Annotated in this window: 26 protein-coding genes; 11 read left to right on the forward strand and 15 right to left on the reverse strand. The window is 67.4% G+C overall.

Annotation, left to right across the window (positions count from 1 at the left end):
- Positions 1 to 17 precede the first annotated feature (17 nt).
- From ccoG to EJO66_RS16715, 5 genes are read left to right on the forward strand one after another with little or no spacing between them, the layout of a single operon-like run.
- On the forward strand, positions 18 to 1,475 hold the full coding sequence (ccoG, locus tag EJO66_RS16695; protein WP_125965642.1) for a cytochrome c oxidase accessory protein CcoG: 1,458 nt from the start codon (positions 18 to 20) through the stop codon (positions 1,473 to 1,475).
- A 10-nt stretch (positions 1,476 to 1,485) separates the two neighbouring features.
- Positions 1,486 to 1,752, forward strand: a complete 267-nt coding sequence (locus EJO66_RS16700) for a FixH family protein (protein ID WP_124959679.1) — start codon at positions 1,486 to 1,488, stop codon at positions 1,750 to 1,752.
- 22 nt (positions 1,753 to 1,774) lie between these two features.
- Complete coding sequence (locus EJO66_RS16705) at positions 1,775 to 2,026, forward strand: hypothetical protein (RefSeq protein WP_124959680.1); 252 nt, start codon at positions 1,775 to 1,777, stop codon at positions 2,024 to 2,026.
- Positions 2,023 to 3,435, forward strand: coding sequence for an oxygen-independent coproporphyrinogen III oxidase (hemN, locus tag EJO66_RS16710; protein WP_125965643.1), 1,413 nt, complete (start codon positions 2,023 to 2,025; stop codon positions 3,433 to 3,435). The genes EJO66_RS16705 and hemN overlap by 4 nt, the downstream gene beginning before the upstream one ends.
- 2 nt (positions 3,436 to 3,437) lie before the next feature.
- On the forward strand, positions 3,438 to 4,142 hold the full coding sequence (locus tag EJO66_RS16715) for a sulfite exporter TauE/SafE family protein (RefSeq protein WP_125965644.1): 705 nt from the start codon (positions 3,438 to 3,440) through the stop codon (positions 4,140 to 4,142).
- Between the two features lie 29 nt (positions 4,143 to 4,171).
- On the opposite strand, the gene EJO66_RS16720 is transcribed toward EJO66_RS16715, so the two are convergent.
- On the reverse strand, positions 4,172 to 6,523 hold the full coding sequence (locus tag EJO66_RS16720) for a phosphoketolase family protein (RefSeq protein WP_125965645.1): 2,352 nt from the start codon (positions 6,521 to 6,523) through the stop codon (positions 4,172 to 4,174).
- The gene (locus EJO66_RS32990; RefSeq protein ID WP_240648589.1) at positions 6,516 to 6,905 is read right to left on the reverse strand and encodes a BON domain-containing protein; all 390 of its coding nucleotides are present in this window, start codon (positions 6,903 to 6,905) and stop codon (positions 6,516 to 6,518) included. The genes EJO66_RS16720 and EJO66_RS32990 overlap by 8 nt, the downstream gene beginning before the upstream one ends.
- A 121-nt stretch (positions 6,906 to 7,026) precedes the next feature.
- Between EJO66_RS32990 and EJO66_RS16730 the strand changes: the two genes are divergently transcribed.
- On the forward strand, positions 7,027 to 8,214 hold the full coding sequence (locus EJO66_RS16730) for a DesA family fatty acid desaturase (RefSeq protein ID WP_124959684.1): 1,188 nt from the start codon (positions 7,027 to 7,029) through the stop codon (positions 8,212 to 8,214).
- Between the two features lie 49 nt (positions 8,215 to 8,263).
- Positions 8,264 to 8,485 carry a hypothetical protein gene (locus EJO66_RS16735; protein ID WP_124959685.1) on the forward strand — a complete coding sequence of 74 codons (222 nt, stop codon included), beginning with the start codon at positions 8,264 to 8,266 and terminating at the stop codon, positions 8,483 to 8,485.
- Between the two features lie 27 nt (positions 8,486 to 8,512).
- Here the strand turns inward: EJO66_RS16735 and EJO66_RS16740 are convergent, their stop codons facing one another.
- A complete protein-coding gene (locus EJO66_RS16740; protein ID WP_125965646.1) occupies positions 8,513 to 9,022 on the reverse strand; it encodes a universal stress protein in 510 nt (169 codons plus the stop codon).
- Positions 9,023 to 9,213: 191 nt separating this feature from the next.
- On the opposite strand from EJO66_RS16740, the gene EJO66_RS16745 reads away from it, so the two are divergent.
- Positions 9,214 to 9,798 carry a hemerythrin domain-containing protein gene (locus tag EJO66_RS16745; RefSeq protein ID WP_125965647.1) on the forward strand — a complete coding sequence of 195 codons (585 nt, stop codon included), beginning with the start codon at positions 9,214 to 9,216 and terminating at the stop codon, positions 9,796 to 9,798.
- On the opposite strand, the gene EJO66_RS16750 is transcribed toward EJO66_RS16745, so the two are convergent.
- From EJO66_RS16750 to EJO66_RS16790, 9 genes are all read right to left on the reverse strand, one after another.
- The gene (locus EJO66_RS16750; RefSeq protein ID WP_124959687.1) at positions 9,795 to 10,661 is read right to left on the reverse strand and encodes a L,D-transpeptidase; all 867 of its coding nucleotides are present in this window, start codon (positions 10,659 to 10,661) and stop codon (positions 9,795 to 9,797) included. The genes EJO66_RS16745 and EJO66_RS16750 overlap by 4 nt on opposite strands.
- Positions 10,662 to 10,754: 93 nt before the next feature.
- Positions 10,755 to 12,125 carry a DUF5666 domain-containing protein gene (locus tag EJO66_RS16755; RefSeq protein WP_125965648.1) on the reverse strand — a complete coding sequence of 457 codons (1,371 nt, stop codon included), beginning with the start codon at positions 12,123 to 12,125 and terminating at the stop codon, positions 10,755 to 10,757.
- Complete coding sequence (locus tag EJO66_RS16760; RefSeq protein ID WP_125965649.1) at positions 12,122 to 12,964, reverse strand: DUF6502 family protein; 843 nt, start codon at positions 12,962 to 12,964, stop codon at positions 12,122 to 12,124. Before EJO66_RS16760 ends, EJO66_RS16755 begins: the two co-directional genes overlap by 4 nt.
- Positions 12,965 to 13,084: 120 nt before the next feature.
- Positions 13,085 to 13,594: a GspH/FimT family pseudopilin gene (locus tag EJO66_RS16765; RefSeq protein WP_240648590.1), complete on the reverse strand. Its 510-nt coding sequence runs from the start codon at positions 13,592 to 13,594 to the stop codon at positions 13,085 to 13,087.
- Positions 13,595 to 13,614: 20 nt separating this feature from the next.
- A complete protein-coding gene (locus EJO66_RS16770) occupies positions 13,615 to 16,710 on the reverse strand; it encodes a pilus assembly protein (RefSeq protein WP_124959691.1) in 3,096 nt (1,031 codons plus the stop codon).
- Positions 16,711 to 16,755: 45 nt separating this feature from the next.
- Entirely contained in the window at positions 16,756 to 17,319 is a 564-nt protein-coding gene (locus EJO66_RS16775) for a pilus assembly PilX family protein (RefSeq protein ID WP_223262312.1), read from the reverse strand.
- Complete coding sequence (locus EJO66_RS16780) at positions 17,316 to 18,488, reverse strand: PilW family protein (RefSeq protein WP_124959692.1); 1,173 nt, start codon at positions 18,486 to 18,488, stop codon at positions 17,316 to 17,318. The genes EJO66_RS16775 and EJO66_RS16780 overlap by 4 nt, the downstream gene beginning before the upstream one ends.
- Entirely contained in the window at positions 18,485 to 19,084 is a 600-nt protein-coding gene (locus EJO66_RS16785; protein ID WP_125965660.1) for a prepilin-type N-terminal cleavage/methylation domain-containing protein, read from the reverse strand. Before EJO66_RS16785 ends, EJO66_RS16780 begins: the two co-directional genes overlap by 4 nt.
- The gene (locus EJO66_RS16790; protein ID WP_124959693.1) at positions 19,084 to 19,500 is read right to left on the reverse strand and encodes a type IV pilin protein; all 417 of its coding nucleotides are present in this window, start codon (positions 19,498 to 19,500) and stop codon (positions 19,084 to 19,086) included. Before EJO66_RS16790 ends, EJO66_RS16785 begins: the two co-directional genes overlap by 1 nt.
- Before the next feature lie 514 nt (positions 19,501 to 20,014).
- Here EJO66_RS16790 and EJO66_RS16800 point away from each other — a divergent pair.
- The 3 genes from EJO66_RS16800 (at position 20,015) to EJO66_RS16810 (ending at position 21,389) form a co-directional block, all read left to right on the forward strand.
- On the forward strand, positions 20,015 to 20,254 hold the full coding sequence (locus EJO66_RS16800; protein WP_124959695.1) for a hypothetical protein: 240 nt from the start codon (positions 20,015 to 20,017) through the stop codon (positions 20,252 to 20,254).
- Positions 20,255 to 20,388: 134 nt separating this feature from the next.
- Positions 20,389 to 20,694, forward strand: a complete 306-nt coding sequence (locus tag EJO66_RS16805) for a proteophosphoglycan ppg4 (RefSeq protein WP_124959696.1) — start codon at positions 20,389 to 20,391, stop codon at positions 20,692 to 20,694.
- A gap of 38 nt (positions 20,695 to 20,732) precedes the next feature.
- Entirely contained in the window at positions 20,733 to 21,389 is a 657-nt protein-coding gene (locus tag EJO66_RS16810) for a L,D-transpeptidase (RefSeq protein WP_124959697.1), read from the forward strand.
- 57 nt (positions 21,390 to 21,446) lie between these two features.
- Here EJO66_RS16810 and EJO66_RS16815 read toward each other — a convergent pair whose 3' ends face one another.
- From EJO66_RS16815 to cobA, 3 genes are all read right to left on the reverse strand, one after another.
- Positions 21,447 to 23,180: a bifunctional protein-serine/threonine kinase/phosphatase gene (locus tag EJO66_RS16815; protein ID WP_124959698.1), complete on the reverse strand. Its 1,734-nt coding sequence runs from the start codon at positions 23,178 to 23,180 to the stop codon at positions 21,447 to 21,449.
- 25 nt (positions 23,181 to 23,205) lie between these two features.
- A complete protein-coding gene (locus EJO66_RS16820) occupies positions 23,206 to 24,018 on the reverse strand; it encodes a formate/nitrite transporter family protein (protein ID WP_124959699.1) in 813 nt (270 codons plus the stop codon).
- Positions 24,019 to 24,081: 63 nt separating this feature from the next.
- On the reverse strand, positions 24,082 to 24,936 hold the full coding sequence (cobA, locus tag EJO66_RS16825; protein WP_124959700.1) for a uroporphyrinogen-III C-methyltransferase: 855 nt from the start codon (positions 24,934 to 24,936) through the stop codon (positions 24,082 to 24,084).
- Between the last annotated feature and the right edge of the window lie 141 nt (positions 24,937 to 25,077).

Below are 25,077 nucleotides of genomic sequence, written 5' to 3' on the forward strand. Positions count from 1 at the left end.
GCCGCCAGATCATCGCCATGGACCCATCCGCTCCCGTTTCCGCATCGGCCCCGGCCGTCCCCGGTGCGCGCAAGATCATTCCCATCGCTGCGGCCGAGAGCGAGTCGGTGGGCCTGTACGAGGCCTCGAAGAAGATCTATCCGCGCACCGTGCGCGGCATGTTCGCGCGCTGGCGCTGGGCCATGGTCTTCCTGACCCAGCTGGTGTTCTACGGCCTGCCGTGGGCCGAGTGGGGCGAGCGGCAGCTGGTGCTGTTCGACCTGGCCGCGCGCCGCTTCTACGTCTTCGGCCTGGTGCTGTATCCGCAGGACCTGATCTACCTCTCGGGGCTGCTGGTGGTCAGCGCGCTGGCGCTCTTTCTCTTCACCGCCGTGGCCGGGCGGCTGTGGTGCGGCTACGCCTGCCCGCAGACCGTCTACACCGAGATCTTCATGTGGGTGGAGCACCGGATCGAGGGCAACCGCACCGCGCGCATGCGGCTGGACGCGGAATCGATGTCGCTCGAGAAGCTGGTGAAGAAGTGGTTCAAGCACCTGGTGTGGATCGGCATCGCCATGTGGACCGGCTTCACCTTCGTGGGCTATTTCACGCCCATCCGGGAGCTGGGCATGGCATTTCTGCAGACCCGGATGGGCTCGTGGGAAGTGTTCTGGGTCTTCTTCTACGGCTTTGCGACCTATGGCAACGCGGGCTTCATGCGCGAGCAGGTGTGCAAGTACATGTGCCCGTATGCGCGCTTCCAGAGCGCCATGTTCGACCGCGACACGCTCATCGTCAGCTACGACCCGAAGCGCGGCGAGCCGCGCGCGCCCAGGCGCAAGGGCGTCGATCCGCGCAGCATGGCGCTGGGCGACTGCATCGACTGCGGGCTGTGCGTGCAGGTGTGCCCGACCGGCATCGACATCCGCAAGGGGCTGCAGTACGAGTGCATCGGCTGCGGCCTGTGCGTGGACGCCTGCGACACGGTGATGCAGAAGATGGCCTATGCGCCGCGGCTGATCCGCTACGACACGCAGAACGGCATGGAGGCCGGATGGTCGCGCCGCCAGCTGGTGCGCCGCGTGCTGCGTCCGCGCGTGCTGGTCTACAGCGCCATCCTGTCGCTGCTGGTCATCGGGCTGCTCGCGAGCCTCGTCGCACGCACGCCGCTGAAGGTGGACGTGGTGCGCGACCGCGCGTCGCTCGCCCGCATCGTCGAGGACGGCCGGCTCGAGAACGTCTACCGGCTCCAGATCATGAACGCCACCGAGGAGGCGCGCGACTACCGCATTGCCGCCCACGGCATCGAGGGGCTGCGCGTCTCGCCGGGCGAGCCGGTCGCGATCGGTCCGGCCCAGTCGCGGTGGGTCGCCGTGCGGTTGCAGGTGCCCTACGGCGCCGTGCCCGCCGGTTCGCACACGGTGCATTTCGACATCCGGGACGAACGCAGCGGTATTCAGGTGTCGGAGAAAGCGGCCTTCCTGGTGCCGCGCTGAAGGAGACGATATGAACACAACGACGAACGAACTGCCGGCGCGGGAGGATCCATGGTGGCGCCATCCGCTGCTCTGGATGGTGATTGCCGGTCCGGCGCTGGTGGTGGTCGCGAGCTTCGTGACCTTCTGGTATGCCTGGGGCAGCCCCGATCCGCTGGTGTCGGAAGACTATTACCGCCGCGGCGTCGAAATCAACAAGACCCTGGCGGACAAGAAACTGATGCCCGCCGTCAAGGGCAGGAACCATGCTGCGACGCCGGCCGAGGCCGTGCGATGAGCGCCGCGCCAAGGGTGCACCCATGAGCCCGTCGCGCCAGCTGATCGGCATCCTCTGGCCCGCGTTCCTGCTGGCCTGCGCCATGGAGCTGCTGGTGTTCGCGCTGGTCGATCCGTCCGACCTGCACTGGGGCGGCGAGGCGCTGCGGATGTCGCGCCAGGGCGTCTACACCGTGGCCTTCTTCCTTTTCTGGGGCATGGCGGCGGCCTCGAGCGCATTCACCGCGCTGCTGGCCATGCCGCCGTCCCGCGAACCTCCCGAGCATCCGCAATGAAACAGCCTTGCATCGCTTCCGCCGAGCTTCCAGGCGCCGCCCCCTTGTCGACCGCCGTGCTGCGGCAGTTCGACGTTGCCGGCCCGCGCTACACCTCGTATCCCACGGCCGACCGGTTCATCGAAGCCTTCGGTGCGGACGAGTACGCGGCGGCGCTGCGCGAGCGGCGCGATGCGGGCGCTTCGGCGCCGCCGCTGTCGCTCTATGTGCACATTCCGTTCTGCGAATCGCTGTGCTATTACTGCGCATGCAACAAGGTGGTGACGCGGCACCGCGAAAGGGCCACCCAGTACCTGGCCTACCTGGCCCGCGAGACCCGGCTCCAGGCCGCGCAGCTGGGCCGCCGCGCCGCCGTGAGCCAGTTGCACCTGGGCGGCGGCACGCCCACCTTCCTGAGCGACGCGCAGCTCGGCGAGCTCCTGGCCATGCTGCGCGAGTCCTTCGACTTCATACCCGGCGGCGAATGGTCCATCGAGATCGATCCGCGCACCGTCGATGCCACGCGGCTCGCCAACCTGGCGGCGCTGGGTTTCAACCGGCTGAGCCTCGGCGTGCAGGACTTCGACCCCGAGGTGCAGAAGGCCGTGCACCGCATCCAGCCCGCGCACCAGGTGTTCGGCTTGATGGCCGATGCGCGCGCGCTGGGCTTCAAGTCGATCAACATCGACCTGATCTACGGGCTGCCGCGCCAGAACGACGCGTCCTTCGAGCGCACGATGGCCCAGGTCTGCGAGCTTCGGCCCGACCGCATCGCGCTCTATGCCTACGCGCACCTGCCCGAACGCTTCAAGCCGCAGCGGCGCATTGCCGCGGAGGAACTGCCCGACGCCGCGGCGCGCGTGCGGATGCTTTCGCGCGCCATTGGCACGCTCAGCGATGCCGGCTACGTCTACATCGGCATGGACCACTTCGCGCTGCCGGACGACCCGCTCGCAGTGGCCAAGCGGCAGGGGCGGCTGCAGCGCGATTTCCAGGGCTACAGCACACAACCGGAGGGCGACCTGGTGGCGCTCGGCGTTTCCGCCATCGGCCGCATCGGCGCCAGCTACAGCCAGAACGCCAAGACACTGGAAAGCTACTACGACCTGCTCGACCAGGGCCGCTTGCCCGTGGTCCGGGGCCTTGCGCTTGCGCGCGACGACGCCCTGCGGCGCGCGGTCATCATGGCGGTGATGTGCAGGGGGCGGGTGGTGTTCGATGCCATCGGCGAAGCGCACCGCATCGACTTCCGGCACTACTTCGCCACCGAGTTCGCGGCGCTCGGGCCGCTCGCGGCCCAGGGGCTGGTGCGGGTCGGCGACCACGACCTCGAGGTCACGGCGCAGGGCTGGTTCGTGGTGCGCGCCATCGCCATGGTGTTCGACCGCTATTGCCGCGAGAACCGCACGCGCTTTTCGCGCGTGGTCTGAGCATGCAGACCGCATGGGCCGGCGCCGCCTTGCTGATGGGCCTTGCAGGCGGCCCGCATTGCGTGGCCATGTGCGGCGCGGCCTCGGCCGCCGTGATCCGCATCGTGCCGGCAGCGGCCGCGGTGGGAGGCCATGCCGGCAATGCCTTCGCGGCGCCGGCGGCTTTTCATCTGGGCCGCATCGCGAGCTACGCCGCGGCGGGTGCCATGGCCGCCGCGAGCGTGGACAGCCTGGCCCGGGCCAGCGCGCAGATTGCAGCGCTCAGGCCGCTGTGGATGCTGCTGCATGTGTTCGTGTTCGCATGGGGCGCCATGCTGGCCGTCGCGGGCCGGCAGCCGGTATGGGCGCAGCGCATCGGCCGAACGCTCGAAGCGCGCCTTCGTCCGCTGGCCGGGGGCACGCCGCTGGGCCTGCTGGCCGCCGGCGCGCTCTGGGTGGCAATGCCTTGCGGGCTACTCTATTCGGCGCTGCTGCTGGCCAGCCTGGGCAACGGCCCGCTGCAGGGCGGCCTCGCGATGATGTCGTTTGCCATCGGCAGCGGCATCTCCCTGGTGCTGGCGCCATGGTTGTGGCAGCGGTTGCGGTGGGGCGGTACCGGCCGGCTCCAGGCCTGGGGCGCGCGCCTTGCGGGCGTGCTGCTGGCGGCGGTGGCGCTGCAGGCGCTCTGGTCGGACCTCGGCCACCGGATCGCGGACTGGTGCCGCTGAGCGGCGCGCCGGGCCTCGGCGCCGCATGCTCAGGTCGTCCAGCGCCAGTCCTCGATCTCCGGCATGTCCTTGCCGTGCAGGTTGACGTAGGCGCGGTGCTCCAGCAGCTTGTCGCGCAGATGCTGCTGCACGTGGCCCGCGCTGTTGCGAAAGCGCTCCACGCGCGCAATGGCGTCGGCGGCCAGGTGGAAGCGGTCAAGCCGGTTGAGCACGGTCATGTCGAACGGCGTGGTGGTGGTGCCTTCCTCGCAATAGCCGTGGACATGGAAGTTGTCGTGGTTGGCGCGCTTGTAGGTAAGCCGGTGGATCAGCGAGGGGTAGCCGTGGAATGCGAAGACCACGGGGCGGTCGGTGGTGAAGACGGCGTCGAAGTCCGCATCCGGCAGCCCATGCGGATGCGCATCCGGCGACTGCAGCGCCATCAAGTCGACCACGTTCACCACGCGCACCTTCAGCTCCGGCAGCATCCTGCGCAGCAGGTCGGCGGCAGCCAGCGTCTCTAGCGTGGGCACGTCGCCGGCGCAGGCCATCACCACGTCGGGCGCGGCACCTTCGTCGTTGCTGGCCCAGGTCCAGATACCCAGGCCCAGGGTGCAGTGGCGCACCGCGGATTCGATGTCCAGCCACTGCGGGCCCGGCTGCTTGCCCGCGACGATCACGTTCACGTAGTTGCGGCTGTGCAGGCAATGATCGACCACCGACAGCAGCGTGTTGGCGTCGGGCGGCAGGTACACGCGCACCACCTCGGCCTTCTTGTTCACCACGTGGTCGAGAAAGCCCGGGTCCTGGTGGCTGAAGCCGTTGTGGTCCTGCCGCCAGACATGGCTGGTGAGCAGGTAGTTGAGCGAGGCGATCGGGCGCCGCCAGCCGATGCCACGTGTCACCTTGAGCCACTTGGCATGCTGGTTGAACATCGAATCGACGATATGGATGAAGGCCTCGTAGCACGAGAAGAAGCCATGGCGCCCGGTGAGCAGGTAGCCTTCGAGCCAGCCCTGGCAGAGGTGCTCGCTGAGCACCTCCATCACGCGGCCGTCGGGCGCCACGTGGTCGTCGCCGGGGAGGATCTCGGCGGTGGACGTCCGCGCGGTGACCTCGAACAGCGCGCCCAGCCGGTTCGACGTGGTTTCGTCCGGCCCCATGACACGGAAGTTGCGCGCCGCCTCGTTGCGGCGCATCACCTCGCGCAGGAACAGGCCCGCGACGCGCGTGGCCTCCGCATCCACCGCGCCGGGCGCCGCAACCTCGACCGCGTGCTCGCGGAAGGGCGGCATGGCCAGGTCCCGGAGCAGCAGGCCGCCGTTGGCATGCGGATTGGCGCTCATGCGCCTCGCTCCCTTGGGCGCCAGTGCCGCGATCTCGGGGCGCAGCGCGCCGCCTGCGTCGAACAGTTCCTCGGGCCGATAGCTGCGCATCCAGTCTTCGAGCAGGCCCACATGCGCCGGCTTGGCGGAAAAGCCGGTGAGCGGCACCTGGTGCGCACGGAACGTGCCTTCGACCGGCACGCCGTCCACCTGCCGCGGGCCGGTCCAGCCCTTGGGCGAACGCAGCACGATCATCGGCCAGCGCGGGCGTTCTCTAAACCCGTGCTCGCGGGCGCTCGCCTGGATGGCGTGGATCTGGTCGAGCGCCTTGTCGAGCGCGGCCGCCATCAGCCGGTGCATCTGCGCAGGCTCGTGGCCGGCAACGAAGTACGGCTCGTGCCCATAGCCCCGCAGCAGTTGCGCCAGCTCTTCGTCCGGGATGCGCGCAAGCACCGTGGGCCCGGCGATCTTGTAGCCGTTCAGGTGCAGGATCGGCAGCACGGCGCCGTCGCTCTCGGGGTTCAGGAACTTGTTGGAATGCCAGCTTGCGGCCAGGGCGCCGGTCTCGGCCTCGCCGTCGCCAATCACGCAGCAGGCGAGCAGGGTGGGGTTGTCGAACACCGCACCGTAGGCGTGCAGCAGCGAATAGCCGAGCTCGCCGCCTTCATGGATCGAGCCCGGCGTTTCCGGTGCCACGTGGCTCGGAATGCCGCCCGGGAACGAGAACTGCGTGAAGAGTCGCTTCATGCCGTCGGCATCCTGGCCGATGGCGGGGTAGACCTCGCTGTAGGTGCCCTCGAGGTAGGTGTTGGCGACCACACCCGGGCCGCCGTGGCCGGGGCCGGCGATGAAGATGGCGTCGAGCTCGCGGGCCGCGATGGCGCGGTTCATGTGCGCATACAGGAAGTTCAGGCCCGGCGTCGTGCCCCAGTGGCCCAGCAGGCGCGGCTTGATGTGAGAAAGGCTCAGCTTCTCGCGCAGCAGCGGGTTGTCCATCAGGTAGATCTGGCCCACGGACAGGTAGTTGGCTGCGCGCCACCAGGCGTCCAGCAGCGCGAAGTCGTCTTGTTCAGTCATTGCTTGCGCATTCCGCCGTGGTCAGCTGGTTCACGATCCGCTTGACGCCTTCGGCGCGGCGCACGGCGCGCTCGACAGCGTTCTTCAGATCCTCGCTGGCCAGCTGGCCACGCAAGGTGACCACGCCGTCGGCCACGCGCACGTCGACATCGCAGCCGAACACCGCCGGGTCCCAGTTCAGCTGGGCGAAGACCTCGTGCCTGAGTTGAATATCGGGGTTCATCTCAAACCTTTCGAAGAAGAAAAGAGAGGAGGGGGCTTCCTGCTCGGCGCCCGCTGTCCGCGTGCCCCTGCCGACACTATCGGCGCACAGGGGTTGCACCTTGGCTTCGCGCCGCAATTCCATTGTTTGCTGCGGGCTTTTTGCGTCGCCTTCTTTCACATCTTTTACGCGGCTGCCGAACGCCTCGATTCTTTGGTCGCAACGCCGCGGCCCGCTTGCGCCAGATCAAGGTACGTGCGCCAGGGGCTTTGCAGAATGCGCGATCGTTCAAGAGGTGCAAATGCAGCAGTCCGTATTCTTTTCCGGCGTCTTCGATCTTCCATGGTGGGGCGCCGTGCTGGTGGCGCTTGCGCTGACCCACGTCACCATTGCCTCGGTCACCATCTTCCTGCACCGCCACCAGGCGCATCGCGCGCTGGAGCTGCATCCCCTGGCCAGCCATTTCTTCCGCTTCTGGCTCTGGCTGACCACGGGCATGGTGACGAAGGAATGGGCCGCCGTGCACCGCAAGCATCATGCGAAGTGCGACACGCCCGAAGATCCGCACAGCCCGCAGGTGCTGGGCATCAACCGGGTGCTGTGGGGCGGCGTCTTCCTCTACATCCGCGAAAGCGACAAGCCCGAAACCCTTGCGCGCTACGGCCACGGCACCCCGGACGACTGGATCGAGCGCAGGCTGTATTCGCGCCACAAGATCCTGGGCATCGTGCTGATGGGCATCGTGGACATGGTGCTCTTCGGCGTGGTGCCGGGAGGGTTGATTCTTCTCACGCAGATCGCATGGATCCCGTTCTGGGCCGCCGGCGTGGTCAACGGCATCGGCCACTACTGGGGCTACCGCAACTGGGCGGCGCCGGACGCCAGCACCAACATCTCGCCGATCGGCATCCTGATCGGCGGGGAAGAGCTCCACAACAACCACCACGCGTTTCCCACCTCGGCCAAGCTGTCGTGCAAGTGGTATGAATTCGATGTGGGGTGGCTCTACATCCGCACGCTGCAGGCGCTCGGCCTTGCCACCGTGAAGCACCTGGCGCCGACACCGCGGCTCGCGGCGCCCAAGCCGGCCGTCGACCTGGACACCGTGCAGGCGGTCATCCGCTGCCATTACGACGTGCTCTCGAGCTATGCGCGCTCCCTGAAGCAGGCCTACGCCGAGGAGTTCGGCCGCCTGCGCCGCCTGTCGCCGCGCGAGGCCGATTCGCTGCGGGCCGTGAGGCGCTGGCTGGCCAAGGACGAGCGCATGCTCGACGAGTCGCGGCGCATGCGGCTCGCGCTGGCTTTGCGCGGATCGCGCGCGCTCGATACGATGTACTCGATGCGCCGGGAACTGACGGCACTGTGGGGCCGTTCCGCCGCAACCGGCGAACAGCTGGTCAGGCAGCTGCAGGACTGGTGCCAGCGCGCGGAGGCCAGCGGCATCGAACCCCTGGCCGAGTTCTCGAAGCGCCTGCGTTCCTACGCCTGACCCGGCCCGCCCCGCACGATTTCCCTTCCGGAAAACACAGGAGAACAGCATGGACAGCAACGTTTCCGCGACTCCGGCATCGGCATGGACCGATGCCTACTTTCGCTCCCTGCTCGACTGGCAGGCCGCCTGCGGCGCGAGCGTGCTGCAGGCGCAGCAGATCCAGTGGGGAATGCTGGCCGCCTGGCAGCAGTCGGCCAGGGCCGTCCAGCAGGAACTGCTGGACCAGTGGACCAGCCGTTTCGGCGGCGGTGTGCCGCTGGACGGGTAGGCCGCGCAGCGCGGCCAGCCGGCCGGTTTACTGGCTCGCCAAAGCGCCGCTCGGCATCGTGAAGCGCGCCGCTTCCGCCTTGGCATGCGATTCGGGCGCGCGCACCAGCAGTACCGGAACGCTCGCGCTGCGCAGGATCTGCTCCGCGCTGCTGCCCATCACCATGCGGCCGAGGCCGCGCCGGCCGTGCGTTCCCAGCACGATCAGGTCGGCGGGCCATGAAGCCGCCTCGGCCGTGACCCGGTCGGGGACGGCCCCCCTGAAGTTGTCGCACAGCACCGCGTCGGCCTCGACGCCTTCGGCGGCGGCCCTTGCCTTGCCTTCCTCGAGCAGTTTGGTGGCGCCGGCGCGCAGTTCGTCGAGCCAGTCGCCCGTGCGGCCCGAATAGGCGTCCATTGCCAGGGCGAAGGAGAGCTCGTCGATGACGTGGATCAGCCGCACGCGCCCTGCGGTGACCTTGGCAAGGCGAATGGCTTCGCCCAGGCCATGGCTGGATGTCGAGCTTCCATCGACGGGAACAAGAATTCGCTGGTACATGGTGTCCTCGCTTTGCTTTGAGGTGGGTATGCGGCCAGTGTCCTGACCGGAGCGAGGCGCGGCTTGATGCGGATCAAGCGAAGGCGTCCTCGCCGTGCGAAAGGACCGGACCGGATGCATCGCGTTTGATCTGCAGCAAGCCTGTACGGGCCCGGACCCGCGATCCTCGGGTACGCACAGGAGCCACATTCATGACCCACGCCACCGTTCGCATCATTCGCCAGGAGCATGCGGCGCTTGCCGCCATGCTGCGCTCCATCATCATGCTGCTCGAACAGCACCGCCGCAAGGGAACCCCGCCCGACTTCGCGGCCTTGCGGGCCATGCTGTTCTACGTGGACGAATTCCCGGAAAAGAGGCACCACCGCAAGGAGAGCGAGCTGCTGTTTCCCAAGCTGCGCGCCCGCACGCCGATCTCGCGCGAACTGATGGACCGGCTCGACAACGACCATGCCTGGGGCGAGCGGAAGATCCGCAACGTGGAGCACGCGATGCTGGCCTTCGAGATGCTGGGCGACTCGCGGCGGGCGGCCTTCGAAAGCGCGATGGGGCAGTACGTCGACTTCTACCTGAACCACATGGCGATCGAGGAGCGCGAGATCCTGCCGCTCGCCGAGAAGGTGCTGACCCCCGAGGACTGGCGCGAACTCGACGAGGCGTTCGGCCGCAACCGCGATCCGCTCACCGGCTACCGGCCGGAGCGGGAATACGAGGCGCTCTTCACCCGCATCGTGAACATCGTGCCCGCGCCGATCGGGCTGGGCCCTGCAGCTTAAGGAGCGGAGTCCGCGCCGGTTGGCGGTGTGCCGGACTTCGGCGGCGGCGACCAGGCGGGCCGTTCGGAGCGGCCGCTGTCGACGACGATGAGGTAGCGCCCGGCGCCTTCGACGGCCGTCTGGTCCGGCGGCAGCACCCACGGCGCGCTGCCCTCGGCCTTGGCCCTGAGGTAGTCGGCATCGAGCACGCCCAGGCGGTCGAGCAGGCGGTTCAGGCTGGCCGGAATGCGGATGCAGCCCTTCGATTGCACGCTGCCCAGCCGCGGTTCGAGCCGGTCTGGATCGGTGGTGTGCATCTGCAGCCGCATCGTGCTCGTACCGCCCCGGCCCCACAGGCGCCGCGCCTGCTGCCAACCGAAATCGAACACGCGCATTCCCTTTTCGCCATAGCCGCGAAGACCGAACTCGTTGCGCGAGCCTTCGGCGCGGAAATCGTGGTTCGCCACCGTGTGGTCGAACACGCCGAGCGGCGTCTCGAAATATTCGAATCCGCCGGGGCGTCCCGTCGAAACCGGAGACGCACCGATCAGCACGGGCGCGGCACCGGCCGGCAGCCAGAAGACGAAGAGGGCCTGGACCGCGGCGCTGCGGTCCACCAGCAGGGCGTACTGGGACGGCTCCTCGGCAATGCCCGCGCGCCTGAGTTCATCGCGCGCGAGATGGCCGTAGCGCTGCGCTTCTTCGGGTGGCGGTTCGAGCCGGCGATCGACCTGTTCCGCGAAAGCCTGGCGCAGGCGCACCGGATCGGCCCAGCAGGTGGCGAGCGCGCCTGCCAGCGCCGCAAGGACAAGCGCCCGCGCGATGCGGCGCAGCCTGCCGGGAATGGCCGCGCCCGTGCTCTTTTGTGCTCCCGTTTCTTTCATGCCTGCCAGGGCAGGCGAGGTGCGCCGGCCCTGGAAGGTTGGTACCCCTGGCGCCTGCGCGAGTTCCCGGCAGCGTGGCGCCGGGCGGCCTGGTCAGGGTGGGAGGAACGTGACGCGCTTCGCTATGAGCACGTCGTCGATCACGGCGTCTCCGACCACTGAGATACGACGGTTGGGAGCCAGGCTTGCGAGGTCATCGACAGTGCCGTTCTCGAATACCGTCGCGGGACCACCGGCGTTCACTGGCCGGCCCTGTACTCTGAAGTCCGAGGGCGACTGGTAGGCACTGATTGCCCCGATAAGAGTGAAATCGACTGGTCCGCCTTTGATGCGCAGCTTCTTCGCAACCAGAACACCGCTGGACATGAAGCCATCGACCTCTACCTTGACGCCGGGACCGATCGAATCCACCAGTGCGCTCGGAAAGTTGGTCTTGGACGCATCGATTTTTGTCCCGAGCACTTGGAAGTCGCCGATCCCGGTGTAGTTGGTGATGACACCCGCGAGCTGTACCGCGGCGGCGTTCTGCTTGGGCACCGCATACCAGCCCTGGACTTTCGTCGCGTTGAAGACGCCCGTGGCAGGCTCAAAGTTGCCGCGCACGCGGACGATGGCGCCCTCGGCCATCGTGGAGGCGTCGATACCGTCCGAGAACGTGGCGCTGCTGTACTGCACCGTGAGCTGGCCCAGCGTGAATTGCTGCCCGAGGACCAGGTTCTGCACCATGCCGGTCACCAGCGGCTCGGCCGAGATGGGCTTGAGTTCGACGCGCGTGGCGCGCAGGGTGCCCGGCGCCGAGGGCAGGCCCCAGACCTGCACCACGCTGCCGGCCACGACCTGAGCCAGGCTGTTTGCGCCGCTCCAGACGGTGGCGTTGTCGATGGTGACCGTGGTGCCCATGACAACGAAGCTGTCCTTCGAAAGATCGATGACAGACACGGCACCGCGCAGTTCGGCAGCCGAGTCGACCCGCTGCGCCGTGGCCGCGGTGAATTCGCTGTCGATCTTGCCCGCAATGCGCACGCTCATGCCGATCTGCAGCTCGGTGGTGTCCTCCAGGCTGGTGGTGGCGGCGTCCGTGTTGTAGCGCACGCCGTTCAGGATGATGCTGCCCAGCCCGCCCACCGAGCCGATGCCGGTGGCGTCGGCGGTGCTCACGCCGGTGCCGCCCGAGCCCACGCCCGAGCCGTCGTCGCTGCCGTTGCCGGCGGTGCTCGTTCCGTCGGTGCCGCCGCCTGCGGTACCCGTACCACTTGGGCCACCCGTGCCATCGGTTCCCGTGCTTCCCGTGCCCGTTCCGGCCGGGCTGTCGCTTCCCGAGCCTGCTGCGCCGCTCCCGGCAATGCCACCCAGGCTCCCTGCCGAGCTTCCGCCGCTACCGCCGCCCCCGCACGAGAGCAACAAGGCTATTGCCCCGGCAAAGAGGATGCCGCGCATCCATCGGTAATGGTGGTTCTTCATCATCGTGTTCCTTTGTCCCGCCGCGCGGGGACGGGAGGCGCGCCCGGCGCCGCCTCGTCTTCATAGTAGGTATAGATCCCGACGCGCATGCGCCCCTTGGCGCCATCGGGCGCCCGGTCGACCGCGCGGTTCATCTCGCCCGCCAGTTCCAGGTGCAGGGCCGTCCAGCGCTCGCGCACCATCTGGTGGATATCTTCGCAGTCCTGCAGGCCCAAGCCGCGGGCATACACGGAGCGCTCGAGCATGCGGGGCTCTTCGCCGAGCGTGTTGGACACCGCCGCCAGCAGGTGGTCGCGGCCGTTGTCCCCAAGGAACGCCAGCATCGACTGCAGGTCGTCCACGGGCACGAAGCCGCTGGCCTTGAGTTCGGCGCAGCCGTCCTGCTCGGCCACCATGTTCAGGCGCACCAGCTCGTCGAGAATGGTTCGATGGTGCACGTTGCCGCGGCTGCCGAGCCTGGCCACGGTTTCGAAGGAGGGCGCATCGTCGCCCTCGGAGGTGATCGGCAAGCGCTGGAAGGACTGGTTCTCCGACACCATCTGCAGCCACAGCGTGAAAGTCTTGGCCGCGGCCGAGATCTCGGTGTGGGGCAGGGCGTCCACGGTATCGCGGACCTTGGCCGTCACGGCCTTGCGGTTCAGCCCGGTGGTGACGGACAGCTGGCTGATGTTGGGCTTTGCCACCCCCTGCTGGCGCCAGGAGCGCTTGGCCTCTTCGAGCAGCAGGTCACGCAGCAGGACTTCCAGGTGCGGGTGCTTGACCCCCATCGCCAGGGCGAGCCTGACCACCGGCCGCAGGATGCGGGCGCAGGCGGCCAGTGCCCAGTCGAGCTGGTGTTCCATGAAATGAGGCGTTTCTTCTGATGCGATTGCGGTGCGGCAGCCGGGACTGAAGGGCCCCGGGGGCCGTCGATCAGTGCACTATTGTCCGCATCGCCGAGGATCGCACAAAAAAGACCTCATTCATGCGGCGCAGCTTCCTGCGTCGGTCCGCGTGACCGAGGAACGGCCGGTGGCGCTGATCTTGACCAGCCGCTTCGGGGTACCCAGGGGGGTAGCCCGGCAGATCGTGAAGTTGGCCGCGGTGGCGCCGACGCCGGTGCCCTCGAAGGCAAGCGCGCTGAGGCCGCCGCTGTCGCGGATGCGGTAGCCGCCGGCGGCCGCGGGCTGCCTCTGGATCACCGTGGGTGTCGCACCGCTGCTGATGACGATCCAGCCGGCCTCCCATTGCCCGTCGGTTGCGCAGCTGGTGCCATTGGACGAGGCGCACAGCGTGACGGGCGCGTTGCGCTTGATGGCCTCGCTGCGCGCGAGCTGGCTGCCGGCGACCAGATCGGTCGCGTAGGAATTCAGCCGGGTCGAAAGCCTTATGTAGTCGAAGGAGGGAACGGCCACCGACACCAGCACGATCAGCACCACGAGGGTGACCATCAGCTCGATGAGCGTGAAACCGCGGGCGCGCGTGCCAGCCATGGCCATCCCTTTTTCCTTTCTTACTTCTGGATGAACCAGTAGACACGGCCCTTGGGCTGCTTGAAGGCGGCCTTGACCGTGGCGCCCTTCGGGCTCAGGAATGAATCGGGGTTGGCGCCGATCACGACGTCGCGCAGGACGCCGTCCACGTTGACCCGGCCGACCACGGGCGAGGGTGCGAGGCCGCCGCCCACCACGTTCTGGAAGCGCGCACCGTTCTGCCCCGCTGCGTCGAGGTACGACAGGTTGTAGACATTGGCGGTGCCCAGGTTGGAGCGGCAAGACTGGCTCACGGTCGGGTCGGTCGGCGTATGGGTGTTGAAGGTCGTGTTGCCATAGGCCGTGACCGACGAGGTCACCACCTGCTCGCCGGCCGCAAGCGCGAGGTACCAGCCCTTCTTGGCCGCGAGCTCGGTTGCCGAAGGCGCCGTGGTACCCGTGATGGCGAACAGGGAGCCATGGCACAGCAGCGAGCTGCCGTTGCAACGGCTGGCTTCGGCGGTGAGCCAGGTGCCATCCGAGGGCTTGTCCACCAGCATGTAGAAGCGGTTCGAGACGCTGAGCGCGGCGGTGTAGGAGCGCAGCGGCTTCTCGCGGTCGCCCGAACCCAGCAGCAGCACGTACATGCCATTGTCCTCGACCACGTCGGGACCGAACATGAATTTGCGGTTGGGCGTGCAGGTGGCCGCGGCGTCGTCGCAGCCGAGCGAGGCGATCTTGGCCATCTCCCAGCTGGCGGGCGCACCGGCCCCCATGGCGATCCGGTAGACGTTGCCGCCCAGGTCGGCCGCATAGGCGAACTTGGCCAGGCCCGTGCTGTCGTTCACGATGGTGATTTCGCCGCTGACCGCGCGGACGGTGTCGAAGGTCTTGAGGACGTCGCCCGTGCTGGCGTCCAGCACGTAGATCTTCTTGCCCTTGGTGGCAGCGCCGCAGGCACTGGCCTCTTCGGTGGTATCGACGTCCTCGCACTTGTCGTAGCCGCCGCCGAACATCACGATGGGCGTGCTGCCGGCGCCATAGCCGCTGGCTTTCACGATCTTCGGAGCCGACCAGGTCTGGCCGATGCCGCTCATGTCGTTGGTGCCGGTGCCGCAACCATCGTCGTTGTCCTGGTTCGGGCAGCCGCGGCGCCATTTGAGGACCGGCGCTGCGGGGTTGGACACGTCGAAGGCATAGATCAGGCGACCGCCGCGGCGCATGCTCGCATAGAGCCACGCAGAAGTGCCCTGGCGGTAGGCCGCCATCGGGCCGTCCATGCCATAGGGCTTGGGAGCGGTGGCACCCACGCTGACCGGAATGCCGGGAAAGTTGATGCGCGTGGTGTTGTCGTACAGCCGCTTGATGCTGCCGTAGAACTCCGGCGGCACGAAGGACCACAGCTCGCTGCCGGGCGCTGCCGAACCAATGGCGGTGGCCTGGTTGCCGTTGACGGCGCGCAGCACGCCGTCGTTGGCGCCGTAGAACACCACCACCTGCGCATTTGCCAGGTCGTCGCTGCCGTAGTTGATGGCTACCGGCCGCGAATGCACCACGTCGCCGTGCACCGAGGGGCGCATGGCGGTGGTGGAGGTCAAGGGATTTCCGGTGGTGTCTCTGCGCTCGTCGCCCTTGTTGTCCAGGCCTCGAAGCCAGTTGATCAAGGCGGTTCGTTCCGTGGTGCTCTGCGCGCCCAGGGCCGTCGACGTGATGCTTGCGTTGCCGTCGGCGAAGCTCGTCAGGGCCGAGCAGGCGCCCGGTGCGCAGGTCATGACGTTGCGGTCGGCCGTGGCCACTTGCCGCAGCATGTAGGCTTGCGCGCCTTTTTCAACCACGTTGCCGTCGGGACTGTCCGAAGCCCGAAGGTCGATTGTCGTGTCGCTGCTGATGCAGTCGCCCGAAGGGTTGAAGCTCCAGTAGGTATTGCGATTGGTCGGCGTCCAGAAACTTCGCGCGCAGGGCGCGATGAAACCGGTCTGGTTGTTGATGGCATTGGCACCCGCTGCGTCCTGCAGGATCAGCTGGTTGCTGCCGTCCACGCCCAGCTTGTATTGCTTGAGGTTGCCGTTCCAGCGCGGATAGGCAGAATCGTCGGGCCTGAACATCCCCACGAACACCTGGTTCAGGTAGGTGCCCTGCGTGTTCACGCTCACGGGCAGGCTCACCGACGAGAACACGCTGTTGACCGACTGGATCTTGCTGAAGATGTCGTCGAGCGCGCCACTCAGCGCCGCGCCGAGGTTCGGCTCGGTGGAAATGTCGTAGTACTCGCCCTTGCTTTGCTCCGCCATGCTCTTGAGCAATGCGGTCCAACCCGGCCCCTGGCCGCCGTCAGCCGTCGCCGCTTCGACGGTGTAGACCTTCACGCCCATGCTGCTTTGCAGGAACCTGGCCCATTCGTCGGCCACGTTGTCCTGGGAGCCGCTCGGGTTCAGCGTAATGGTGCTGGTCGTGCCACCCGCAGCGCGCAGGGCATCGGTCGAAGTCGTGGTGTCGCTGTTGTTGTCCTGCGCGGCACCATTGCTGATGTAGATGACGTAGGTGCCGACGCAGTTGGTGGTGTTCGGGCCGATATAGGCAGTGCTGTTGATCGCCTCCAAGGGATTGTCCGGGAGTGCATAGATCGCCTTGGATGCGGCGGTTCCGAAGACATTGCCTCTGTAGTCGGCCTTGACCTTGTTGTTGCCGGCCATGGGCGCACCGCTCGCCAGGTAGCGGTACACCTCCGCCATCATCTTGCCGGCCTTGCCGCCGTTGGATTTGTCGTCACGCACATCGAGGCTGCGGATCAGCGTGCCGTATGTGAGCTTGTTGGCATCGTCGAGCAAGCGCACCCCCGCACGCAGGTAGGCACCATCGACGTTCGAGTTGCCTCCGCCCGTTTCGGTGAACATCATCACGCCGACCTTGAACTTGCCTGTGGGCAGGCTTTCGAAGGCGCTGGCCAGCGCATTCATCTCGGCGGTGAAGAGCGGGGTCCAGTTGGCCGTGTTGTCCACCACGAACAGTACGTTCGGCGCCTCCGTCACGGTCTGGTTGTAGCCGACGAAGAGATCGATGTCTTCCGCCTGTGCCGAGCCCAGGCCGAGCATCAGCATCGCAGCGGCGCAAAGCGACCGGAAGAGGTTCTTTTTCATGATGGCGATCCGTTCATCGTCGTGATCATTCGGAGATGGGCGTGGCTAGGAACACAGCGCCTCGAACTGCGCCTTGCTCAGGAGCGCGCGCACGCCCTGGCGAACCGAGGTGACCGTGCCGCTGGCGGCATGCGTCACGGTGGTGCTGATGTCCCACACCGAGTTGTATTGATCGGGCAGCGCATTGAGCCCGGAGCCTGCCGTGGATGCCCCGCCGCCGATGCCGCCTGGGCCAATGGCACCACCGCCGCCGGTACCCGCTGATTTGGTCGCACGCACACAGGTCGGCGCCGCAATGTCCACCCTGTAGTCGGTCGTGCCGTCGTTGTCGATGTCGACCCGGCTCGCGGTTGCCTGAGGCGCCGCCAGCGAAGGCGAGCCATCGACGCCCGGCAGCAACAGCGAGGCCGCCACTTCCTCGATCGCCCGGTTCGAGGCGGCCACGGCTTCGTTGCGGCTTTGCATGTTGCCCACCGACTTGAGGTTGGTGTTGCTGAGCGTGAAGCCCGCCGTCACGGCCAGCGTGATCAACAGCAGCATGATCAGCCCGACGATCAGCGCCGCGCCGTCTTGCCGGCGCATGGTGGGGTGCGTTGTCGATGGCTTCACGGCGTTTCCCTGCGTCCGGTCACGTTGGCCATGCGGATTGCGGTGGTGAACGCATGCCGCTTGTAGTGGTCGTTGAAGGGGCCGATCGATCCGCTTCCCAGGTTGTAGGTGCGCGTGTCCGTGTGGCCCGGCGAGACCTCGATGCTGCGGGCGACCACATAGAGCTTGACCGCCGCCACGTTCATGAGCTGGTCGGCAGTGCAGGGCGAGGCCGTGCTGCAGTGCACGAAGTTGCCATCCGGGCTTCCGTCGCCGCGGTTGGTGGGCGTGGATCTGTTGGCGGTGTCGGCCCAGTTGATGGCCTGGGCGTAGTTCACGAGCGCGCCGGTCTTGCTGAGGGTGTCCAGACCCAGTTCGACGCGGAAGCCTTCGATGCCCTCGATGAGCGGAACCGGGGGTTGCTGCGCGAGGCCGGTGGCCGACAGGTCGAAGCGGGAGCGCGCCAAAGTCGGAATGCCATCGCCCACGGTCTCGGCGTAGGTGCGCACGTAGTAGATGTCGGAGATGAACTTGCGCTTGGGCGCCGGCGCGGTGCAGTTCTTGGCCAGCATGGCGGCGAAGCCGGCCGTGCTGAGGTCGAATTCCGAGGGCTTCTGCGTACCGCAGAACGACGACTGGAAATAGAGCCTGCCCAGCGTGTCGGCTTCGCAGTTGGGCGCGCCCGCCACGCATGTCTCGGCATGGCGCACCACCAGCACGTCGGTGCCGGTCTTGTGGTTCGGCAGCAGGTCGGTGCAAGTGGCGGGCACTGCCTCGTAGGCCTGCACGGGCATGTCGAGCAGGCTGCGCTTGTAGTCGTCGGTCCAGTTGGCGGCCGAGTAGGCCAGGCAGGGATCGGGCGCCGTGCCGGTGGGCACCTTCTGGGGCACGCCGCTGACCGTGAGGTCGTCGAACTCGGGCATGTAGTTTTCCCAGAAGCCGGCGTGCGAAATCTCGTTCTCCAGCACGAAGACGCTGAGGCGGCCGCTCTCGATCTGGCGGTTGACCCTGACCATCTCGCGCTGGGTGTTGTTCACATTGAGGAACAGCGCAAGCAGCGCGGCCACGACGATCAGCATGATGGTGATCGACACCATCAGCTCGATCAGCGTGAGGCCCCGCTGGCGCATCGAAGCGCGCGCCAGCCGGGCAGGGCGCCGAACCGCGGTCGCGAAGCGGCCCCGGCTCATGAGAGATTCCCGATGCGCACCAGCGTCGTCACGGTCCTGCGGCACCGGTCGCTGGAACAGGCCGGCGCCGGGTCGCTGGCCGAGGCCGAGGCGGCGGCGTCGTACATGTCCTTGCCGCAGGGCACGCCCGCCGGCGGCGCGGCGGTGGGCACCAGGCCTTGCCAGGCGACCGTGATCAGGTACTCGTTGTTGCCCAGGTCCTGCACGCAGCCGCGGCCGCCGATCATCGCACCGAGCTTGGTGTCGCCCGAGGTCTCGGCCGCGCCCTGCAAGGCGTCGCACCACTCCTTCGCATCCACCTGCTGGCGCGAAGCGATGGCGGTCGGGCAAGTGATGCCAGCGCCCAGCGGCGAGTCCGTGACATAGCTGGCGGCGGCGCGGCGGTTGGTGGCAATGCGGCTGGCCATGTCGTTGAGCAGGATCAGCGCCTGCGAGCGCTGGTAGGACTCCATCTCCGACGTCTGGAGGCGCGCCTGCAGGCCCACGAGCCCGAAAAGCCCGAACGAGACGATCAGCAGCGTGACCAGCACCTCGAGCAGCGTGGCACCGCGCTGCGCGCGGCCGTTCGGTGCGGCGGGGAAATGGCGCTTCACCATCACCATTTGCCCGCCGGCGTCTTGACGCCCTGGTTGTCGAGGGTGAGGTCGCCATCTCCCCGCTGGCTTCCCGTGGACGTGGGACTGAAGGTCAGGAGAAAACTGGGCACCTCTGTGCTGGAGTCCTGCAGCGTGATGGTGTAGCCGTAGTTGGCCGCAACCTCCGCGGGCAGCGTGTAGCCGCTGGCCGTGAGGGCGTCCTTGGTGGCGTAGCTGCGGTTGGCCAGCAGGAACTGCTGCTGGCGGTTGGCGATGTCCATCATCTGCGCCTGGGCCGCCGAGCGCTTGGACCGGATGATGTATTGCTGGTAGCTGGGATACGCGATGGACGCCAGGATGGCAATGACCGCCACCGTGATCATCAGCTCGATCAATGTGAAGCCATTGCGTTTGCGCGGAAACGAGTGCTTTTTCATTCAGCTGGCCATCAATGTTTCACAATGTTATTTATGTGAATTTATCACATACAAATGTGAATAGGGGGCATTCGATGCTGATCCATTCGAGCGCCGCAGGCAAGGTGTTGCGCCTTTGGCGAAACACTTCAGCAACATTCAACGACGTAACAGCGGTCCCAGGGGGAGGAAGCTTCCGACTAAGGGACGCTGACCTCGTCCTACGTGCGGGACCGGGGTACCTCCCAGAATCGGTTCGTTCCAACTTGTGTTCCCCAGGGAACAGAGAGGAGTCGATCGACATGACCAGAGCAACCGGAAGCCTCGGCTCAGGCGACGGATCGCGGCCCACCACGGATGCGGCGAGCCGGACTCGGCCCCAGCGCCAGCCGAAGGCATGGCACGCAAGCGCAAGAACGCGCAGGCCTCGCGCCGCGACGATTCCGCAGCCTTCGGGCTGCGGGAAGACCTCCGTCCCACGACCAACCACGAGCCGTCCAAGCCCTGAGTGCTTGGATGGCCTGAGGAGCCCAAGATGACTTCTTCGGAAAAAGCCTTTCCCTTTCCCACCTCCAAGAACCACGGCAAGCCGCCGGTCGAGCCCACCAAGCCGACCGAACAGGCGACGAGCGAGGAGGCCCTGGACAGCGGGGTCGAGGAATCCTTTCCCGCGAGCGACCCGGTGTCCGTCACGGTGACCAAGGTCAAGCTGCCCAAGGCGCCGCAAGACAAGGACAAGGCGGAGCAGGGCCGCAACGCGGACGCCAAGAGGTAGCCCTCCTACAGCGTGCCGCGCTGCGAGCCGACCCGGCGCAGCCGGCAAGAACCTAGCTTTTCCAAGGTCGGGCATCGGTCCGGCACGGGCCTTATCTGCCGGGGACAGCCGGCTTTTTTTCAGGAGACTTGGCCATGAACAGCATTTCCAGACTCATTGCAGCACTTGCCCTGGGTGCCGCAGGCGCAGCCTTCGCACAAGGCAACCCGCCCACCACGGCGCCGCCCAATCCGGCCACCGCGGCAGGCCAGCAGAATCCGGCGGGCGGTCCCATGGGCACCACGGGCGTGACCCCGCAGAGCCCGCAGGCCGGCAGCGCGCCGGCAGGCTCTGCGCCCACGGCCCAGGGCTCGACCGACACCGGCAGCAGCGCTGGCACCTCCATGGCCGCCTCGGGCGACACGCCTGCAATGCGTCGGGCGCGCGCCGACCGCAACTGAACGCGGTCCGTTCCAGTCCCCCGCAGCACGGCCAATCCATGAATGCCGTGACAACTGCACCGGGCACGGCGAGCCGCGCGCTTGCCGTGTTCGTTTCGCTCTCTCTTCTATCGCTGTCGGCCTCGACCCCGTCGCCGTCGCCGTCGCCGTCGGCCGCGGAAGATCCGCGGTGGCTCGCGCGGGCCGTCGTGGCCGCGGCGGACAATCGGGCCGCCCCGTTCGCGGTGGTCGACAAGAAGAATGCCCGTGTCTTCGTCTTCGACGCCGCAGGCCGGCTCCAGGGCTGGTCGCCCGTGCTGCTGGGCCTGGCGCGCGGCGACGACTCCGTGCCGGGCATCGGCGAGCGGGAAATGTCCAGGATTCGCCCTGACGAGCGTACGACGCCGGCGGGGCGCTTCAAGACGGAGCCGGGGCGCAACACCCAGGGCGAGGACATCGTGTGGATCGACTACGACGCGGCCGTTTCCATGCACCGGGTGCGCACCACCGACAAGTCGGAGCGCCGCCTGCAGCGGCTGGCATCGCCGAGCGTGGCCGACAACCGCATTTCGTACGGCTGCATCAATGTGCCGGCGGCGTTTTACGACGCCTACATCAAGCCCGCGCTCGGCAGCCGCCGCGGCGTGGTGTATGTGCTGCCCGAAACCGTGGCGCCGCACCAGCGCTTCGAATTCCTGGGACCTTCTGTGCTCTGAACAAGGGGCCAACGCTCGCTCGACCACGCAATGGCCTGGCTGAGCGGGCCCTGCGGCTCAAGTCCGCAGGCTGATCACGCCAAGCAGCACCACCACCGCCATGCCCAGCAGCAAGGCGGTGCATTTCCAGAAGACCACCGGGTTCTTGTCGACGAGCGGCGTGCCGCTCCGGTTCAGGAAATCGGGGTGGGGCTGGCGCAAGTCCTCGACGAATTCCGACAGCGCTTCATGGCGCTTGAGCGGGTTGGGATGCAGCGCCTTGCGCAGCACTTCGTCGATCCATGCCGGGATGGCGCGCTGCGCATCGAGTGCCGAGCGGTACTGCAGGTTGCGCTGGTCCGCGCGCGTGCGGATGCGCGCCGCCTGCGCGCCATAGGGCAATCGGCCGGTCAGCATCTGGTAGACGATCACGGCCAGCGAGAACAGGTCGGACCGCGCCGAGCCGCCGTCGCCGACGAAGTACTCGGGCGCCGTGTACTGAACCGTGCCCAGCACCTGGGCCGGGTCGGCCAGCTTGCTGTCGCCCAGGCCCGCCACCCAGGCCGAGCCGAAGTCGATGATCCGCACCGTGCCCGTGCGGTCGATCATGACGTTCTCGGGCCGCAGGTCCTGGTGCAGCATCTCCATGCGGTGGAAGGCCTGCAGCCCCTTGGCCAGCTGCTCCACGATGCCGCGCACCGATTCCAGGCTCGGCCGCGGGTTGTCCACCATCCATTGCGCCAGCGTCTGCCCGTCGACGAACTCCATGGCCACGTAGAGGTAGCTGCGCTTGCGCTGCGGAACGTGCGGCTTGAGCACGTGCGCGCTGTCGATGCGCCGCGCCACCCATTCTTCGAGCAGGAAGCGGTCGAGATGGGCCTCGTCGTTCTGCAGGTCGACGGACGGCGTCTTGAGCACGACGCGCTCGCCCGTGTCGTCGTCGACCGCCAGGTAGATGTGGCTGCGGCTGCTGCGGTGCAGGTCGCGCACGATGGTGTAGCCGTCGAACTGCATGCGCGCTTCGAGCACGGGCGGCAGGCGCAGCGCCGCACGCTGCGCGTGCAGTTCGCTGACGTCGCCGTCGGGCAGGGCGTCGATGCGCACGATCTGCACCGTCAGGTTGTCGGGACTGCCGCGCCGGTACGCTTCCTCGGCGATGCTTCTTGCCGCGGCGTCCAGGTCGCCGGGGTGGGCATCGAGCGCGGTCCTGATGACGGCTGCATCCACGTGCTCATGGACGCCGTCGGAGGTCAGCAGGAAGACATCGCCTTTCTCGATGGGAAGGGCCTGGTAGTCGATCTCCACATGCGGGCCCACGCCCAGCGCCCGGCTCAGGTAGCTGTGCCCGCCGGCCACCGAGACGCGGTGGTCCTCGGTCAGCTGCTCGAGCGCTCCCGCATGCCAGCGGTAGACGCGCGTGTCGCCCACATGGAAGACATGCGCCGTGGTCGACTTGATGACCAGCGCGCTGAAGGTGCAGACGTAGCCGCGGTCCTTGTCGAAGCGGCCGCTGCTGTTCTGGGTCTGCGCGTGCAGCCAGGCGTTGGCGGCCGTGAGCACGCGCTGCGCCGAGCGGCTCACGCTCCATGCATCGGAGGTGCAGTAGTAGTCGGTCAGGAAGCTACGCACTGCCGATTCGCTGGCCACGTGGCTCACGTCGCTGCTGCTGATGCCGTCCGCAATCGCAACGGCCACGCCCTTGGCGCTGCGGCCCGGCGCCTGCGGCAGGGCGGCGCCGTGGAAGTCCTGGTTGGAATCCTTGCGTCCCTTGTCGGAGTGCTGGCCGATGGAGACCGCGAGGCCGGAGCGCATCGTCAGGTGGCGATGGCGCGCAGGTTCAGCGCGGAACGCGCTTGGGCGCCGTGCGCACGTGCGTGGCGTACAGCGTCAGGCCGGTGAACGACAGGCCGCCGATGAGGTTGCCCAGCACGGTGGGGATCTCGTTCCAGATGATGTAGTCCATGATCGAAAAATTGCCGCCCATCAGCAGCGCCGACGGGAACAGGAACATGTTGACCACCGAGTGCTCGAACACCATGAAGAAGAACACCATGATCGGCATCCACATGGCCAGCACCTTGCCGGTCACCGAGGTCGAGATCATCGCACCCACCACGCCGGTGGACACCATCCAGTTGCACAGCATGCCGCGCACGAAGAGCGTCAGCATGCCCGCGGCCCCGTGCTCGGAATAGCCCACCGTGCGCGCCTCGCCGATCGTGGCAATCACCTGGCCGACCTTGTCGGGCGGGCTGGTGAAGCCGAAGGTGAAGACGATCGCCATCAGCACGGCCACCGTGAAGGCGCCGAGGAAGTTGCCGACGAAGACGAGGCCCCAGTTGCGCAATACGCCGCCAATGGTCACGCCCGGGCGCTTGTCGATCAGCGCGAGCGGCGTCAGTACGAACACGCCGGTCAAGAGGTCGAAGCCGAGCAGGTAAAGAATGCAGAAGCCGACGGGGAACAGGATCGCCCCGATGATCGAGTAGCCGGTCTGCACGTTGATGGTGACGGCAAACACCGCCGCCAGTGCGAGGATCGCGCCCGCCATGAAGGCGCGGATGAGCGTGTCGCGCGTGGACATGAAGATCTTGGATTCACCGGCGTCCACCATCTTGGTGACGAACTCGGAAGGCTGCAGGTAGGCCATGGCGTTTTTCTTTGGGATTGAAGAGTGAGAAGCTGAACGGAAAATGGAAGGGGCTGGTGCGCCTCAGGCGGCCTTCTCCAGCGCGGGCTGCGCGGAAGAAGCTGCGGCCGCGAGCCCTTGCAGGACATCGCCGACCACGATGATCGAAGGGCTGCCAAGGCCGTTGTCGGCAATCGTGCGCCGCAGCGTCGCCAGCGTGCCGACGGCGTGCCGTTGCAGCGGCAGGCTGGCGTTCTGCACCACCACGACGGGCGTGGCCGCCGGCAGGCCGCTCAGCAGTTCGTCCTGGATCGAGCCCGCGCTCGATACGCCCATGTAGATGACCAGCGTGAGGCGCGCCGAATGGGCCGTGGCGGCCAGCGTGCGCCAGTCGGGCCCCGGCGATCCGGGCTTGGCGTGGCCGGTGATGAACACCACGCCCTGCGCGTGCGCGCGGTGCGTGAGCGGCACGCCGAGCGATGTCAGCCCGGCCAGCCCGGCGGTGATGCCGTTCACCACGTCCACATGGATGCCGGCCTGCGCGAGGTGCTCGACCTCCTCGCCGCCGCGGCCGAAGATGAAGGGGTCGCCGCCCTTGAGCCGGACCACGTGCTCGCCTTCGCGAACCGCCATGATCATCAGCCGCTCGATGAAGCTTTGCGGCGTGCTCTTGCAGCCGCCGCGCTTGCCGACGTGGATCACGCGCGCGCCGGGCGCCGCCATGGCGACGATGTCGTCGCTAACCAGATCGTCGACGAGCAGTACGGTGGCCGACTGGATGGCCCTGAGCGCCTTCAGCGTGAGCAGTTCGGGATCGCCGGGGCCGGCACCGACGAGCGTGCAGCGGCCTTGCAGCAGTACGGACTGCGCGCCGGTGGCGCGATCAGCGGGCGTTGCGGCACGCATCGCGGGGGTCGAGGAAGTCAAGGTAAGGCTCATGGTGGCTCGGTGGTTCAGGCGGCCGCGTCTTCGGACAGGCGGGCGCGATTCGCGGGCCCTGCAACGGGGCGCTCCAGTTCGACCGCATGCGTCGCGAGTTCTTTCGAATCCAGATGCACCACGCCTTCGGCGACCTTCACG

Source organism: Variovorax beijingensis, assembly GCF_003951285.1.
Classification (GTDB): domain Bacteria; phylum Pseudomonadota; class Gammaproteobacteria; order Burkholderiales; family Burkholderiaceae_C; genus Variovorax; species Variovorax beijingensis.